The organism is Chromobacterium sp. FG89 (genome assembly GCF_057808735.1).
On sequence record NZ_JBMDIQ010000002.1, the window covers coordinates 1 to 16,149 of the forward strand.

Genomic DNA, 16,149 nt, shown 5'->3' on the forward strand with positions numbered 1-16,149 from the left:
AAGTGCCGAACAAAGTGACGAATGTGCACAACAACAGCGGCACTTACCGGGTGTATAGCCCAGGTGAGGCGATTGGCGATGTGACCCCGACGCTGCCGGATCCGCCGCCGCCGCCGCAACAAGGCGGGGGCGGAGGGGGCTGCGGCGGTTTCGGCTCCATCTTTGTTGCCATTGTCGCCGTGGTGGCGGTGGTGGTAACCGCCGGAGCGCTGGCCCCGATCCTGGCGCCGGGGCTCGTAGCAGCAGGGAGCGGGTTGATGGCCTCCGGTCTTGCGGTCTTGGGTAGCGCAGGTGCGAGTCTGGGCGCTCTAGCGGCGGCAGGCATTGCCGGCGCGGTGGGGTCCATAGCTAGCCAGGGCGTGGCGATGGCAATGGGGATGCAGGACCGCTTCTCCTGGGGGCAGGTGGGGCTGTCGGCGTTCTCGACGGCGGCGACCGCTGGCCTGGCGGGGGCGTCCAATACCTCCTCGTTGTCGGCCTTTGCCGGCAAGGGGCTGGGCGAGACGGTGGCGCGGACGATGGCGGTCAACGCGATGACCCAGGGCGTAGCCATGGCCACGGGGCTGCAAAAGTCCTTCAACTGGACCGCGATAGCGGCCAGCGGCGCGGCGGCTGGGGCCAGCGGCTGGATGGCGGAGGGCTTGGGCTGGAGCAGCAAGGACCCAGTCGCCAATGTGGGCTACGGCACGCTGCGCGGCCTGGTGTCGGGAGGTATCCAATCGCAACTGACCGGCCAGCGTCCTAACTGGAGCGCGATTGCGGCGGAATCCTTCGGCAGCGCGCTAGGAGACCAGGTGGTGAGCGGCATCCAAAATCAGGATAGGGCACGGCAACAGCAGAAGGCGGCATTTGCCAAACAGGTGCGCGACTGGGGCTTTAGCGGCCGGGCGGAAGCCCTGGAGCCAGCTTGGCTCAGCCTGGATTCGGTGAGCAACGAGGCTGCTTATGCTGTGGTGGACGACGAGCCGATGGCGCAACGCGCGACAGCGGCTAAGGCTGCTCCTGATCCGGCTCGTTCGAGTGCAATGAAGGGTAAGGTAAAGCCTCACAATTCAGCCAAAGCTCAAACAGAGTATGCTGCGAATTGGAAACTGCCAACAGCAGAAAGTGAAGCGCTGAACAATGTCTATTTTGAGATGTTGTTGGGCTTGCCGATGCTAGGGAGAATTGTGGTTGCAGAGGGCGCTAGCCTAGCTAGTAAATTTACGACGGCTATTTTTGGAGGGGGGATAAACTATGGGGCACAGAGGGTGTTCAATCCAAATCAACCTGTGAATTGGCTAGATGTTGGGCTAGGGACTGTTGGGGGGTGGTGGACGAATGGTGCAAGCTTGACAGGAACGGTTGTATTCAATACTTATGCCGCTAGTGTAAGTTCTGGCTTTCAGGGGCAGGACCCTTTGCCTGGTATGGCTGGTGCCGCAGCAGGTAGTGTTGTTGGTTTTGGTATTGGTAGCGTTGTAGCTAGACAACTAAATTTGAAGCTGAATCCATGGTATCGGTCAGACTGGATAACCGTTGGACCATATGAGGTAAAGGGATGGAATCAGCCGAGCGGGCTTCCCTCTTTTGTTGGTAATAATCTGGGTGGAATTACTCAGGAAGCAACTGGGGGCAATGTTGTTAATGCGTTACAACGTAATGGAGAGAAGAAGTGATTGTGTTTTTAAAGTTTTTTTTGACTAGGTTACTCGTGCAAACTCTTTTGTTTGTATTGATTTTTGTTTTTGGTTATATTTTTGCTATTTTTGCTTCACCAATTATTTCTTGGCCTTTTGTTGGGTATTTTAATTGGAATCTAGATCAGGGGCTTTTTTTTAGGGCGCTCAAGTGGGCAGTTATTTCAGGGGGGGCTTCAGGGGTGGGAATGTCATTTCTTGATGTGTATCATTATTTAAAGGGGTATCGATAGGGAGGGTTACATAAATGTAATGATATTATTTTTTATGTTGATTAATTGGTGCTGTTTTGAATAAAAATTCATGTTTATTTGGCCGGTGTGAAAATATTGAACTTGATGAGGGAGGGTGTTTGGGTTCGTGGGGTAAGTGAAAATGACCGGTGATGAGCTTTGTGCCTTTGCGAAATTTGTGAAATCAAGGGCGAATTTTGTTCGGTTTGTTTAATGTCTGAATCAAGATTATAAAAATAATAGCGATGATGGGGTAGTGTTGCTCTTGGCCAGTTTCTTGCTGGGTTTTCTGAGTTTACAAGGGGTATGAGTGGACTCTATAAGAATATGGATGAAGTTGTGGATTTTGAAGAAATTACTTGGAAGATGACTGCAGAAATACTGCGGGCTGCTACCGTTTATGCCGCATAATAGTTATATTCCTTGCGTGGGAATAGTATGTTCATGTAGTTTTCGATAAAGATTATTGTGCGAATAATTTTGAATTTATCTGAGTGAAAAAACATAGTAACCCAGCGACCAAAGCCCCTCTTGGGGCTTTGGTCGTTTGGAGGGATTAGGCCAGTTCCTGCATTTGCATCGCAGTCTGTTGCAAGCGGCGGGGGAAGGGTTCCAACAGGCAATACACCTATTCGCATTCCAGCGTGTCGAGATTGGATAGTTCCAGTATTGCCGCCAGCGCGCTGCTGACCTGGCCAAGCTGGGGGATGATCGGGCGGGCGCGGTGCGCAGTACTCGTCGAGCTGGCGCAATAGCGGGTCGATGGGTGTGGCAAGTAGGGTGGTAAAGCCCAAGGGTTTGCTCGTGCGAGGCCGCGTTTGCCGTGTGGGCAAATCGGGATTTGCTCACCCTACGAACTGGCGGCGATCTTACTCAGCGGAGGGCTGATTGACGACTGAGGCGCTACCGTGCGTAATGAGGCGTTGGTCCGCGGTTTGCCGGATGCGCTAGGCAAGACGGCGGGTGAGCTGATGTATTTTGCGAAGAACCTTGGAGAACTGAGCAAGGAGCAGGCTGGCGCATTGGCCGGCAATGCCTTGTTGTCCTGGGCGCCAGGGTCGCGTTTGCTACGCGGGTCCAGCCTGCTGAGCATAGAGGCAGGCATGGGCACGCGTTTGCTGGCAAGGGATACAGTGGAAGCGTTTGGGCCGAGACTGGACCGTTTGGCAGAGCAGAGTACGCCGGGGCTGAGGATGTATGCGGTGCCGGAGGGGGGCCTGCTAGAGCATTTGACCCCTCAGGTGCACCATTGCCATATGGGTTTAAGGATTTTAGAGAATATGGCGCGTTTGTTGATGTGCTCAAAGCCGGTCTGCCAGAGAATACTTCTATTGTTTTTAAAGGTAGTTCTGTTTCTGGTCGTAGCTCACCATATAGTAAAATACTGGGTGCGCCATTTGATTATGGTCGCTTAAGTGACTACGATATTGCATTGGTGAATGATGATCTTTATCTAAAATCTTTGGGCTTTGGTAGAACTGCTGGATTTAAAGTGAAAACTATGCCAGATCGTATTGGTCCATTAAGTACAGAACAGGCCAGTTTGCTTGGTTTGCGTGAAATGCAAAAAATATTGTCTCAGCAATCAGGTCGTCCAGTGGAGTTTATGTTTTATGATAATATTTCCGATACGCTAAAAGGCCCCTCGCATATTTTTAAACTGGGAATGTGAAAATGAATGTTTATGATCATTATGGGGTTGAGAAGCAAGATGTAGGTGATGTGGTGCGCCTGCTTGGGGAAATGCTAAAGGTTTGTTTTTTGCCTCATGGAAGTGGTTTTTTGGGAGAGTATTACCTTGCAATGGGTGAGGGTGGTACCAGCTATCGTCTGATTAGGAATTTTAGCGATAATGAGTGGCAGGAGGAGGATTTTAAAGAATGTGTTTGGTTGCTGGAGGCTAATGAGGTTGTAGAGCCTGATGTTTTAATGGCTTTGCTGTCAGGGCTGGAAGAAGTTAAATTTTTGTATCGCTCAGAGGTAGAGGAAGGGAGTTGGATGCGTAGATATGTTTTTGTGGATGGAAAGCTGGAAATGATTAGGGAGGTTGTTGTGTGATGTCGTATTGGTTTTGATGTGGGTGTTTTGATTTGATATTTGGGTCGGGTGGCAAAAGGCAAAAAATGAATAGTATAATTCCTGATTCGGATATTGTTCATAAAATTGGATTGGTCCTTGGGAGAAATGTCTCTTTGCTTAAGGGAGGGGATGTTGGCAGCTTTGAGGGGTTTTCAGAGAAAGATTTAAGTGATTTTCGGTTGCTGGATAGCCGAAGTGGTGTTTTGGCAATTTCATATATCAGGTACCGACTTGCTGTTAAGGTAGATATGAATGTGGTTGTCTCATTCCTTGCTGCGGTGGTGCAGCAAGGGGTAACCATTCAGAAATTGGGAGAGGCCGAGTAAGTAGCGTGTGCAAGCCAAAAGGCTTACCCACGCGGTACCTTGCCAACACTGCCTTTGGACGCGCCGTAACTTAGTAAGCCCAAGCCTCCCCAAAGCCCCTCCCGGGGCTTTGTCGTTTATAAGGCTCAAGCAAGCTCCTGCATCTGCATCGTAGTCTGTTGCAAGCGGTGGGCGAAGGGTTCCAGCAGGCAATACACCTGTTTGCATTCTAGCGTGTCTAGCTTGGATTGCTCCAGCATCGCCGCCAGCGCCGACAAGGCGGTGCTGACTTGATTGAATTCCAGGCTGAGCAGATGAAGGCTGTGATCGAAGTGTTCGCAGTACGCGTCGAGTTGCCGCAATAGCGGGTCAATCGGGTGGAGCGTGGCATCCTGCTGACGCAAGCTTTTCAGTTGGAACAGCAAGGTAGATAGCGATGGGATGTGGTGGGGGTGAGGGGCGTTAGACATGGTGCCTCCATGATGTACGGTATGTTTTCCGCAGCCCACTTCCTACGGTGGGCGGCAGCCCGAACGAGGGTAGGAATACCGGCACCATGGAACCGGCCAGCCCGCGGGCTGCCTCGCCCGGTCCGCCTATGAGGGCATGACAAGGCACACGGACACAGCTGCTCTCGCAGTGATGTCCGCCATGATGCAACTCGGGTTCCTACGCCCGGTGCTGAAGCACAGCACGGCCGGATTATCACGTGCCTGTGGCGGGGAGGCAAGGGGCGGGCGTCCGCTATGGCGGCGCAGCGAGGCCGGGCGCGTTTGAGTTCGGTGTTTCCTCCGGCGGCAGAGGCTTAGAGTCTGTTTATGATCTTTTGTAGGTGTGGTTAAACGCTGCTAGATATGTAGGAGACCACGTATCCGACGCGCCCCAGGTCCCTTCAAGCCTGCCGACGGGTGGCAGGCCCGAGGTCTTAAGCGGCTGCTTGTTCGAGCAGCGCGACGTTAGCGCGCCATCACTGAGCGAATCAGAGATTCGCACGTAGAGAGTTCAGCCGCGCCTCGGGACTGACGGGAACCGGCGGGAAGCCGTAGGCCAGGCTTGCAGGGCGGCCTTTGGGGTAAAGGGGAATTTGGCCGCGCAAATTCCCCTTTCCGTTTTATTCCCTCGCGACGCTACGCTTGCCTCGCTCGGTCAGGGCGGAACCGGCCCTAAATCATCATCCGCGAAGCGGATTCAATGCCTTGAACAATACTCCCGATCAGAAAAGATCGTGAACAGGTTCTTAGGCAAGGTCCGGCATGGCGGCTGCAGGGCTGGACAGCGTCTCGGCGAGTTCGCTGTTGAGGCGCGCGAGCACGGCGTCCCGGGCGCTGGCGATGAAGAAGTGGTCGCCGTCGAACCAGTGCACGCGCGCGGGCGCGGCGGTTTCCCGCTGCCAGCCTTCGGTCTGTTCCGGCAGACGTTGCCGGTCGCCGCGCCCGGCCAGCACGGTGATGGGCAGGGCCAGCGGCGGGGCCGGCTGGTAGCGATAGGTTTCCACCAGTTCGAAGTCGGTGCGCAGGGTGGGCAGCAGCAGATCCATCATTTCCCGGTGGGCCAGGATTTCCGCGGGCGTGCCGTTGTAGTCGCGCAGCGCGTCGATGAAGCCGTCGTCGTCCATCCGGTGCAGCATGCGCGGCGGCTGGCGGTGTTGCGGCGCGTCGCAGCCGGACACGATCAGCCGCAGCGGCTGCGGCCGGCCTTGGGCGCGCAGCCGCCGCGCCAGTTCGAAGGCGATCAGCCCGCCCATGCTGTGGCCGAAGAAGGCGAAGGGCAGTTCGTCGTCCAAGGGTAATTCCCGCGCCAGCGCGTCCACCAGCGGCGGCAGCGCCTTGAAGCCGGCTTCGCGGAAGCGGGCGGCGCGGCCGGGCAGTTGCGCGGCGCAGACTTCCACTTCGGGAGGCAGCCGGCCTTGCCAGCCGGCATAGGCGCCGGCATGGCCGCCGGCGTAGGGAAAGCAGTACAGGCGCAGCCGCGGCGGCTGGCTGGCGGACTGGCGCTGGAGCCAGGGTGAGGGGTGCATCGATTCAGTCTCCTGTTTGCAGGGAAGGGGTGGGGCGGAGCTCCGCCGGGCCGGTGCAGCCGGGCGCGCCGATGGCGCGCAGCCGGGGGCTGCACAGCGCCAGCACGGCGACGCCGATCAGCAGCAGGCCGGCGCCGGCGAACAAGGCGCGCACCGGCGCGGACGCCAGGCTCACGCCGGCCAGCGTGGTGGACAAGGGCGTGACCGCCGCCATCATGAACATTAAAAAACTCATCACCCGGCCGCGCATTTCCGCCGGAATGCGGGCCTGGATCCAGGCCATCAGCCGGACTTGGACCAGGCCGCCGAAGAGGCCGATCAGGAACATCATCGCGCAACTGGCGGCAAACGCGGGGGACAGGCCCAGGCCGATGATCATCGCGCCCATCAGGGCGTCCGCGCAGAATACCATCCATCCCAGCCGGCCCAGCGCTTTGGGCGGCAGCAGGCTGAGCAGGGCCATGCCCAGCAGGCTGCCCGCGCCTTGCGCGGACAGCAGGGTGCCGAAATGGCCGGCGTCCAGCCCCATCGCGGTTTTGACCAGCAGCGGCAGGCCGATCTGGATGGGGCCGGCGGTCAGGAAGGCGATCACCGCCCAGTAGAAGAACAGCGCGCGCAGGGTGGCGTCGCCCCAAGTCCAGGCGGCGCCGCGGCGGATGGCGCGCAGGATGCCGGCGGCGGATTGCGTCGATTGCGCCTGCGCGGCGGCGGCGCGGGGCCGCAGCCGGCTGAGCATCAGGCCGGCGCTCAGAAAGCAGGCGGCGCCCAAGAGGAAGGCGAGGCCCAGGCCGCCGCCGGCGCGGACGCCGGGCAGGGCGATCAGCACGCCGGCCAACATGGGGCCGGTCAGCAAGGTGAGCTGGTTGACCGCCATGAACACGGAGTTGGCCTGTTGCAGCCTGTCTTCCGGCACGGTGTTGGGCAGCAGGGCGGCGGCCGACGGCCCGGTGAAGGCGGCGACGACGCCCATGGTGGCGGCGAAGGGATAGAGCCAGGCCAAGGGCAGCCCGCCGCGGTAGGCGGCGTAGCCTAGCAGCGCCAGCAGCGCCGCGCAGCACAGCAGCGAGCACTGGAACACCCGCCGCGGCGAGTGCCGGTCCGCCACCGCGCCGCCGACGATGATGAACACCGCGCGCGGCAGTTCCATCGCGGTGACGACCAGGCCGAGGGCGAGGCCGTCGCCGCCCAGCTGCAGCACCAGCCAGGGCAGGGCGATCAGCGCGGTCTGCTGGCCCAGGATGGAGCAGAACCAGGCGGCGGAGAGCCAGAGAAAGCGCCGGTCGCGCCAGAGCGAGGACGGCGGGGCGGCGAGGGAGGCGGACATGGGCTTAGACATGGCGTTCTCGCATCGCGCGCTCCAGGCTGTCCGCCAGCCCGGCCACATGCGGCTCGCGCAGCATGTCGGCGTGTTCGCCGGCGGCGCGGAACACCTGGACCGGGCCGGCGGCGTAGTCGGACCAGCCCAGGTCGGCCGGTCCGGCCATGCTGGCGGCCAGCCCGTCGGTGACCCACACCGCCACCGGGCAGGGCGTGGTTTGCGGCTGATGGCCGCGCAGGCTGAGCAGGTTGGCGCGGTAGACGTCGAACATGGCTTCCACCCGGCGCGGGTCCATGCCCTGGGGGAACAGGCCGGAGTCTTGCACCCGCCGGCTGAGCAGCGCGAAGCGCCCGGCGCGGTCCAGCGGCCGCAGCATGTCTTCCGAGACGGCCAGCGTTTTGCCGGTGGCGATTTCCACGGTGCGGGCCATGTAATGCAGCAGCCCGGCCTCGTCCTGGGGCAGTTCGTTCAGGAAGCCGGCGTCCGGGCGCGGCGGAGCGTCCAGCGCCGCCAGCAGGTTGACTTCGACGCCGGTCTCGACCAGCCGCCGCGCCAGCTCCGCCGCCACCGCGGCGCCGAAGGAGTGGCCGGCCAGGATCAGCGGTCCGGGCAGGCCGGCTTGCCGCACGGCGGCGGCGTAGCGTTCGGCCATGGCCGCCACGCTGTCGTCGGCGGCGACGGCCGGGTCCAGCCCCGCCGCTTGCAGACCGTAGACGCGCCAGCGCGGCGACAGCCGCTCCACCAGCTTTTGATAGCCGATGATCTGGCCGGAGCCGTCGTGCACCAGCAGCAGGGCGCCGTCGTCGCCGTCGGTCCGGATCGGCACCAGCACCGACGGCGCGGCGGCCTGGCCGGCCTCGGCCACCAGCCGGGCGAACTCGGCGACGGTGCCGGAGGTGAACAGCGAGGCCAGCGGCAGCTCCACGCCCAGTTCCTCGCGGATGCGGGACAGCAGTTGCAGCGTCAGCAGCGAGTGGCCGCCCATGTCGAAGAAGCTGTCGTCCACGCCGATGCGCGGCAGGCCCAGAACGGCGGCGAACAGCGCGGCAAGCTGAGTTTCCAGCGGGGTGCCCGGCGCACGGTAGGCGCGCGCTGCCAGCTCCGGCGCCGGCAGCGCGCGGCGGTCCAGCTTGCCGTTGGGTGTCAGCGGCAGCGCCGGCAGGCTGACCCAGGCGCTGGGGATCATGTATTCCGGCAATTGCTCCGCCAGCGCGCGGCGCAGCGCGGCGGTGTCCGCCTCGCCGCCCGCCGGCACCAGATAGCCCACCAGCCGCGCGGCGGCGGGCGGCGCGTGGTGCAGCGCCACCGCGGCGGCGGCGATGCCGGGCTGGGCGCTGAGCGCGGCTTCGATCTCGCCGGTTTCGATGCGATAACCGCGCAGCTTCAGCTGTTGGTCGCCGCGGCCCAGGTATTCGATGCGGCCGTCCGCCAGCCAGCGCGCGCGGTCGCCGGTGCGGTAGATCCGCTCGCCGCAGCGGAAGGGGTTGGGGAGGAAGCGCTCCGCGGTGAGCCGCGGGCGGCGCAGATAGCCGCGGGCGACGCCGGGGCCGGCGAGGTAGAGTTCGCCGGCGAGGCCGGGCGGCGTCGGCTGCAAGGCCTCGTCCAGGATGTAGGCGCGGTAGCCGGGGATGGCGCGGCCGATGTCGACGGGCTGGCCGTCGCGCGCGGCGATTTCCGTCGCGGTGCCCCAGACGGTGGCCTCGGTGGGGCCGTATTCGTTGTAGAAGCGCCGGCCTTGGCCTATCAGGTCGCCGGCCGACACCGTTTCGCCGCCGAACAGGACCGCGCGCAGCGATCCGCCCCAGCCGGCGGGCTGGGCCTGGGCCACAGTCCGGTACAGCGAGGGCAGGCTGAGCCAGACTTCGGCCCGCTCGCGCTCCACCAGGCCGGCCAGGTAGCCGGGCTCCAGCTGGCCGCCGGCGCGGCTGAGGATCAGCCGGCCGCCGCAGGCCAGCGACCAGAACAGCAGGGCCACCGAGCTATCGAAGGAGAAGGAGGGCAGCAGCAGGAAGGCGGTGCCCGGCCGCGACAGTTCCGCCGGATAGAAGGCGAGGCGGGCGGCGGTGGAGGCGTGGAGATTGCCGTGCTGGATCGCCACGCCCTTGGGGACGCCGGTGGAGCCGGAGGTGTAGATCAGGTAGGCGGGGTGCTCGGGCCGCAGCGGGCGGACGCGCTCGGCGTCGGCGGGGTTGCCGTCCGGCAGCGCGGCCAGTTGCGCTTGCAGGGCCGGCTCGTCCAGATTCAGCCGCGTCGCGCCGTCCGGCAGCGTGGCGTCGCTCAGGGTCAGCACGCAGCGCGGGGCGGCGTCTTGCAGCATGAAGGCGATACGGGCGGCCGGGTAGTCCAGGTCCAGCGGCAGATAGGCGGCGCCGGCTTTCAGCGCGGCGAGCATGGCCACCACGGCGTCGGCGGAGCGCGGCAGCGCGATGGCGACGATGTCTTCCGGGCCGACGCCGAGCCGGATCAGGCCGCGCGCCAGCTGGTTGGCGCGGCGGTTGAGTTCGCCGTAGCTCAGGCTGCGGCGCTCGTCGCTCAAGGCCGTCGCTTCCGGCGCGGCGGCGGCGCTGGCCTCGATCAGGGGCAGCAGGGTGGCCGGCGCGGACGCCGCGTCGCCGTCGTCCGCCAGCAGCCGCCGGCTTTCGCCCGCGTCCAGCAGCGCCAGGCGCGGCAAGGGCTGTTCCGCCTGATCGGCCATGGCCAGCAGCAAGCGTTGCAGCCGGGAGGCCAGGCTGCGCGCGCCGGCGTTGGTGAACAGGTCGACGTCGTATTCCAGCATCGCCTGCAGGCCGCCGTCGGCTTCGTGCACGGTCAGGGTCAGGTCGAAGCGCGGCGAGCTGTCGTCGTTGGACAGGGTTTCCAGCTCCAGCCCCGGCAGGCGCAGCGTGTCCAGCGGCGCGTTCTGCAGCACCAGCATGGTCTGGAACAGCGGGTTGCGCGCCAGCGAGCGCTCCAGCCGCAGCGCGTCGACGATGGTTTCAAACGGCATGTCCTGCAGTTCGTAGGCTTCCAGCACCACGTCGCGGACCCGCGAGAGCAGTTGCAGCGCGTTGGGCGCGCCGCTCAGATCGACGCGCAGCGCTAGGGTGTTGACGAAGCAGCCGATCAGGCCCTCCAGGTCCAGGTGATTGCGGTTGGCGATGGGGCTGCCTATCACCAGATCGCGCTGGCCGCTGTAGCGGGACAGCAGTTCGGCGTAGCCGGCCAGCAGCACCATGAACAGGGTGCCGCCGGCGCGCTCGGCCAGCCGGCGCAAGTTCTGGGTCTGCGCCGGCGAGAAATCGAAGCGGACGAAGCGCCCGCGGCGCGGACCGTCGGCGCCGCGCGGCCGGTCGCCCAGCAGTTCCAGCGCCGCCGGGGCGTCGGCCAGGCGCGTTTTCCAGCGCGCCAGCATCTGGTCGTAGCGTTCGCCGGACAGGGCGTCGCGCTGCCATTGGGCGAAGTCGCCGTACTGGATGGGCAGGGCGGGCAGGCTGGGCGGGCGTTGTTCCCGCGCGGCGGCGTAGAGCTCGCCGAATTCACGCACCAGCACGCCCAGCGACCAGCCGTCGGACAGCGCGTGGTGCAGCGCGATCAGCAGCGCGGCGTCGTCCGGGCCGATGCGCAGCAGGGCGAAGCGCAGCGGCGGCGCGGCCTCCAGGTCGAACTTGGGCCGGGCGAAGGCGTCGGCGGCGCGATTCAGCGCCGCGTCCAGGCTGTCGCCGGCGTCCACGCGCAGCGTCAGTTCCTGCAGTTCCGGCCCGTCGCCGCCGTCGACGATTTGCCGCAGCTCGCCGTCGCTCAGCGCGAAACGGGTGCGCAGCGCCTCGTGGCGGCGGACCACGCCGGCCAGCGCGGCGCGCAGCGCGGCCAGGTCCAGGCGGCCGCGCAGGCGCAGGCCCTGGGCGATGTTGTAGACGCCGTGTTCGCCCTGGTCCAGCCGTTCCAGGAACCAGAAGCGCTGTTGGGCGAAGGAGGCCGGCAGCGGCCGCGAGCGGTCGGCCGGCGGGATGCGGCGCTCCGGCGCGGAGGCCGGCGCGGCGGGGTCTTCCAGTGCGACGCGTGCCGCCAGCGCGGCGGCGAATTCGGCCACCGTCGGGTGTTCGAACAGGGTGCGCAGCGGCAGTTCGACGCCGAATTCGGCGCGCAGCCTGGACATGACCCGGGTGGCCAGCAGGGAGTGGCCGCCGGCTTCGAAGAAGTTCTGTTCGCGGCCCAGGCCGCCGACGCCCAAGACCTCGCCCCAGAGGCGGGCCACTTCGTTTTCGGCGCGGTTGCGCGGCGGCGCTCCGGCGTCGGCGCCGCCTTGTTGGGCCTGGCCGGGCTCGGGCAAGGCGCGCCAGTCCAGCTTGCCGCTATGGGTCAGCGGCAGTTTGTCCAGGGTGACGAAGGCGGCCGGCAGCATGTAGTCGGGCAGGTGCGCGGCCAGATGGCGGCGCAGCTCGGGTCCCAGCGCGTCGCGCGGCTGGCTTTGCGCCGGGGTGTTGAAGCAGGCGGTGGGCTCGCCGTCGTCGTTCCCGTCCAGCCGTTCCAGCGCCAGCGGCGGCAGGGCGTCGGCCGCGGCGGCCAAGGCCAGGTCGAAACGGCCGTCGGCGGCGTCCTCGCTCCAGCTGAGGCGGGCGGCCAGGCCGGCGGCCGCGGCTTCGGCCAGCAGTTCGGCCGGCTCGGCGGCGTCAGACGGCGCTTGCGCCCGCCAGGGCTGGCCGTCGGCGGCTTCGTCGTCGGCCGCGCTGTTGGCCGGATCATGATCCAGCCAGGCGAGGAAGCGGTTGACCTCGGCGGCGCGGCGGTTGGCCAGGCCGGGCCGCAAGCGCGAGGCGTCTGCGGCCGGCGCGGCGGCGGCGCGCGGCGCGCCCTTGCTCAGCACCACGTCGTAGCGGTAGGTGGTCAGCTCGCAATCGCCGCCGTCTTCCTTCAGGCGGATTTCGATTGCGGCGATGTCGCCGCGGCGGCGCGCCAGGCGGCGGAACAGCGCCGGGTCCACCAGCAGTTCCTTTTCCTCGGCGATCAGCGCGTCCAGTTGACGGCGCAGTTCCGCCCGCGTCGGGCGGGCGACGGCGGGCAGGCGGCGCAGCAGGCGGCTGGCCTGGAAGTGGCGCAGCAGGCCCAGGTGGCGCAGGTCGCCCAGCAGCAGTTTGCCGCCGGGGCGCAGCCGCGCCAGCGCCTGGTCCACCACGTCCAGGAAGTAGGCGGCGTCGGGGAAGTATTGCGCCACGGAATTGACGATCACGGTGTCGAAGTCGTCCGGCAGGCCGGCCAGCTCGCGGGCTTCGCGCCGCTCCAGCGTCACCTGTTCCAGGCCGCGCGCGGCCACGGTGCGGCCCAGGCGCTCCAGCGCGCGGGCGGAGAAGTCCAGGCCGTGGTAATGCTCGCAGTCCGGGGCGACGGCGAGCAGCAGCATGCCGCTGCCGACGCCGATTTCCAGCACCCGGCGCGGGTTCAGCGCGCGGATGCGGCTCAGGATCTCGTCGCGCCAGCGCCGCATGTGTTCGGCGGGAATCAGCGCGTTGTCGTAGGAGTCGGTCCAGCCGACCAGGTCGAGGTCGGCGTCCTCGGCCGGCGCGTCCTCGTAGATCATGTCGAAGGCGGGCAGCCAGCCCTTGTCCTTGTCCTTGGCGGCGGCGTCCACGCCGCTGCGCTTGGCGACGTAGGCGACCAGCCGCGCCTGATCGCCGTCGCCGCGCACCACCACGGCGGCTTCCGCCACCGCCGGGTGCTGGCTGAGCAGGGCCTGGATTTCGGCGGTTTCAATGCGGAAGCCGCGCAGCTTGACCTGTTGGTCGGCGCGGCCGCGGTATTCCAGCTCGCCGCGCGGGGTGACGCGCGCCAGATCGCCGCTGCGGTAGAAGCGCAGGCCGCTGTCCAGGTGCGGGTCCGGCATGAAGCGCTGGGCGCTCAGCTCCGGCTGATTGACGTAGCCCAGCGCCACGCCGGCGCCGCCCACGTGGATTTCGCCCACCATGCCCGGCGGCACCGGCTGCAGGGCGTCGTCCAGCAGACGGATGCACAGATCGGGCAGCGCCGCGCCGATCACGCTGCCCAGCTTGCGCTTGATTTCGGGCAGGCCGATGCGGCGGAAGGTCACGTGCACGGTGGTTTCGGTGATGCCGTACATATTGATCAGCTGCGGGTAGTCGTCGCCGTGGCGGTCCAGCCAGGGTTCCAGGCTGCTCAGGTCCAGCGCTTCGCCGCCGAAGACGACGTAGCGCAGCGCCAGATCGCCTTCGCGCGGGTTCGCTTCCTCGGCGGCCATCAATTGGCGGAAGGCCGACGGGGTCTGGCTCAGCACGGTGACTTTTTCCTCGCACAACAGCTGGTAGAAGGCGTCCGAGGAGCGGGCCAGCAGCGGCGGCACAATCAGCAGGACGCCGCCGTGGGCCAGCGCGCCCCAGATTTCCCACACCGAGAAGTCGAAGGCGTAGGAATGGAACAGCGTCCACACTTCGCGCGGGCCGAAGCGGAACAGCTCGGCGCTGCTGGAGAACAGCCGGGCGCAGTTGCGGTGGCTGACCGCCACGCCCTTGGGCCGGCCGGTGGAGCCGGAGGTGTAGATGATGTAGGCCAGGCCGTCCGGGTCGTCGCCGGCCGGCAGCGCCGCCGCCGGCGCGGGTTCCGCCGCGTCCAGCGTCAGCAGCGGGCCGGCGAAGGGCGGCAGCGAGGGCGCCAATGCCTCGGTGCTGAGCACGGCGCGCGCGCCGCTGTCTTCCAGGATGTAGCGGATGCGGTCGGCCGGATAGGCCGGGTCCATCGGCACATAGCCGGCGCCGGCCTTGAGCGCGGCCAGCACGCCGATCAGCATTTCGAAGGAGGGCGTCAGCCACAGGCCCACCGGTTCGCCCGGCCGCACGCCGGCGGCCGCCAGCCGCCGTGCGGCGGCGTCCGACAGCCGTTCCAGCTCGCCGTAGCTCAGTTCCCGGCCGTCGCAGCGCAGCGCCGCGGCGTCGGCTTGCCGCGCGGCGAAGCGGCTGAAGGCGCGGTGCACCGGCTCGCAATCGACGGCGGCGGCCTGCCGCGGCAAGGTCAGCAGGGCGGCGGCCTGTTGCGGCGTGGTCAGCGGCAGCGCGGCCAGCGGCGCGTCCGGCTGACGGCTGGCGGCGTCCAGCAGCAGGCTCAGTTGTTCGGCGAGGCGCTCCACCGAGAGCCGCTCGAACAGCGCGGTGTTGTAGGAGAACGCGCCGGACAGGCCGTCCTCGGTCTCGCGCATGAACAGCTCCAGATCGAAACGGGCGGCCTCCTGGCTCAGCACCGGAGTCAGCCGCAGCCCGTCCAGCGTCGGCATCGCCGCCGGGATGTTGAGCAGGGTGAAGGCGACCTGGAACAGCGGGTTGCGGCTGGGGTCGCGGCTGGCTTGGCCCAGCGCGCCGACCAGTTGGTCATAGGGCACGGCGGCGTGCTCCACCGCGTCGCGCATGGTGTCCGATTGCCGGCGCGCGAACTGGCGGAAGCTGTCCGCGGGGCCGATGCGGCCGCGGATCACCAGCATATTGGCGAAGAAGCCGATCAGTCCCTCGGTTTCCACCCGTTCGCGGCCGGCCAGCGAGGTGCCGATGGCCAGATCGTCCTGACGCGCGTGGCGGGCCAGCAGCGCCTGGAAGGCGGACAGCAGCAGGCAGAACAGGGTGGTGCGTTCGGCCGCCGCCAGCCGGCGCAGGCGCTCGGCGGTATCGGCGCCGATGTCGAAGCCCACGGTGGCGCCGTCGAAGCCCTGCACCGGCGGCCGCGGCTTGTCGGTGGGCAGCTCCAGCGTGGGCAGGCCGGCCAGCTGGGTTTTCCAGTAGGCGAGGTCGGCGTCCCAGCGGTCTTGCCGGCCGTTGGCGTGCTGCCAGCGCGCGTAGTCCAGGTACTGGATGGGCAGCTCGGGCAGTTCCGGCGCGCGGCCGCGGCTGAGCGCGGCGTAGGCGCGGGCCGCCTCGTCCATCAGCACCGTCAGCGACCAGGCGTCGCCGACGATGTGATGCAGGGTCAGCACCACCGCGTGTTCGTCCGCCGCCAGCTTCAGCAGCGCGATGCGCAGCGGCTGGCCGACGGACAGGTCGAAGGCGTGGGCGCTTTCGCGGCGCGCCAGCGCCTCCAGCCGGGAGGCGGCTTCTTCGGCCGGCAGGCCGGACCAGTCCAGGCGCTCGATGGTCGCGCGGCCGGCCGGCTGCGGGATCTGCGCCGCCGCGCCGTCCACTTCGCGGATGGCGGTGCGCAGCGAGGCGTGGCGCGCCACCACGCAATCAAAGGCCCGGCACAGCGCGTCCGCCTGCAAGGCGCCGCTCAGGCGGAAGGCGGAGCAGATATTGTAGGCGGCGGCGCCGGCGCTCAATTGGTGCAGGAACCAGAGCCGCTGTTGTTGGAAGGACAGCGGGCCGGAGGCGGCGTCGCCGCGGGCGATCCGCCCGCCATCGACGGGCGCGGGGGCCGGGAGCAAGACGTCCAGTTCTTGTTCCAGCAAATGGTCGAGAAGGTCCAGGTCGTTATCGTTCCAATCGCTAACGCTCATTTCAATGGCTTTCCAGGTGATGTGTTGTCGGCGCCCATCGGGCTGCGCGTCCATCGC

8 protein-coding genes and 1 pseudogene are annotated in these 16,149 nt (G+C 65.9%); 5 read left to right on the top strand and 4 right to left on the bottom strand.

Annotated elements, in window-relative coordinates; genetic code table 11:
- The 5 genes and pseudogenes from ACODRW_RS02025 to ACODRW_RS02045 all read left to right on the top strand — a co-directional run.
- Nucleotides 1–1,658: hypothetical protein (locus ACODRW_RS02025; protein ID WP_488905083.1), on the top strand; the 1,658-nt coding region annotated here is incomplete at its 5' end.
- Nucleotides 1,659–2,173: 515 nt separating this feature from the next.
- Nucleotides 2,174–2,323, top strand: a pseudogene (locus ACODRW_RS02030) (DUF7660 family protein); the annotation flags it as partial.
- A gap of 838 nt (nt 2,324–3,161) precedes the next feature.
- Nucleotides 3,162–3,584 carry a hypothetical protein gene (locus ACODRW_RS02035; RefSeq protein ID WP_488905084.1) on the top strand — a complete coding sequence of 141 codons (423 nt, stop codon included), beginning with the start codon at nt 3,162–3,164 and terminating at the stop codon, nt 3,582–3,584.
- Between the two features lie 2 nt (nt 3,585–3,586).
- Nucleotides 3,587–3,970 (top strand): hypothetical protein, encoded by a 384-nt coding sequence (locus tag ACODRW_RS02040; protein ID WP_488905085.1) that lies wholly within the window; start codon nt 3,587–3,589, stop codon nt 3,968–3,970.
- Between the two features lie 65 nt (nt 3,971–4,035).
- Nucleotides 4,036–4,317, top strand: coding sequence for a hypothetical protein (locus ACODRW_RS02045; RefSeq protein WP_488905086.1), 282 nt, complete (start codon nt 4,036–4,038; stop codon nt 4,315–4,317).
- Nucleotides 4,318–4,442: 125 nt separating this feature from the next.
- On the opposite strand, the gene ACODRW_RS02050 is transcribed toward ACODRW_RS02045, so the two are convergent.
- The 4 genes from ACODRW_RS02050 to hmlG form a co-directional block, all read right to left on the bottom strand.
- Entirely contained in the window at nt 4,443–4,766 is a 324-nt protein-coding gene (locus ACODRW_RS02050; RefSeq protein ID WP_488905087.1) for a hypothetical protein, read from the bottom strand.
- A 767-nt stretch (nt 4,767–5,533) separates the two neighbouring features.
- Entirely contained in the window at nt 5,534–6,313 is a 780-nt protein-coding gene (locus ACODRW_RS02055) for a thioesterase II family protein (RefSeq protein WP_488905088.1), read from the bottom strand.
- A 4-nt stretch (nt 6,314–6,317) separates the two neighbouring features.
- On the bottom strand, nt 6,318–7,649 hold the full coding sequence (gene hmlH, locus ACODRW_RS02060; RefSeq protein ID WP_488905089.1) for a jagaricin export MFS transporter HmlH: 1,332 nt from the start codon (nt 7,647–7,649) through the stop codon (nt 6,318–6,320).
- Nucleotides 7,642–16,092 (bottom strand): jagaricin-like haemolysin non-ribosomal peptide synthetase HmlG, encoded by an 8,451-nt coding sequence (hmlG, locus tag ACODRW_RS02065; RefSeq protein ID WP_488905090.1) that lies wholly within the window; start codon nt 16,090–16,092, stop codon nt 7,642–7,644. Before hmlG ends, hmlH begins: the two co-directional genes overlap by 8 nt.
- Nucleotides 16,093–16,149 lie beyond the last annotated feature (57 nt).

Coding starts and splice junctions, on each gene's coding strand:
- ACODRW_RS02040 (WP_488905085.1), top strand. CDS start 3,587: ATGAATGTTTATGATCATTATGGGGTTGAGAAGCAAGATGTAGGTGAT.
- hmlG (WP_488905090.1), bottom strand. CDS start 16,092: ATGAGCGTTAGCGATTGGAACGATAACGACCTGGACCTTCTCGACCAT.
- ACODRW_RS02045 (WP_488905086.1), top strand. CDS start 4,036: ATGAATAGTATAATTCCTGATTCGGATATTGTTCATAAAATTGGATTG.
- hmlH (WP_488905089.1), bottom strand. CDS start 7,649: ATGTCTAAGCCCATGTCCGCCTCCCTCGCCGCCCCGCCGTCCTCGCTC.
- ACODRW_RS02055 (WP_488905088.1), bottom strand. CDS start 6,313: ATGCACCCCTCACCCTGGCTCCAGCGCCAGTCCGCCAGCCAGCCGCCG.
- ACODRW_RS02050 (WP_488905087.1), bottom strand. CDS start 4,766: ATGTCTAACGCCCCTCACCCCCACCACATCCCATCGCTATCTACCTTG.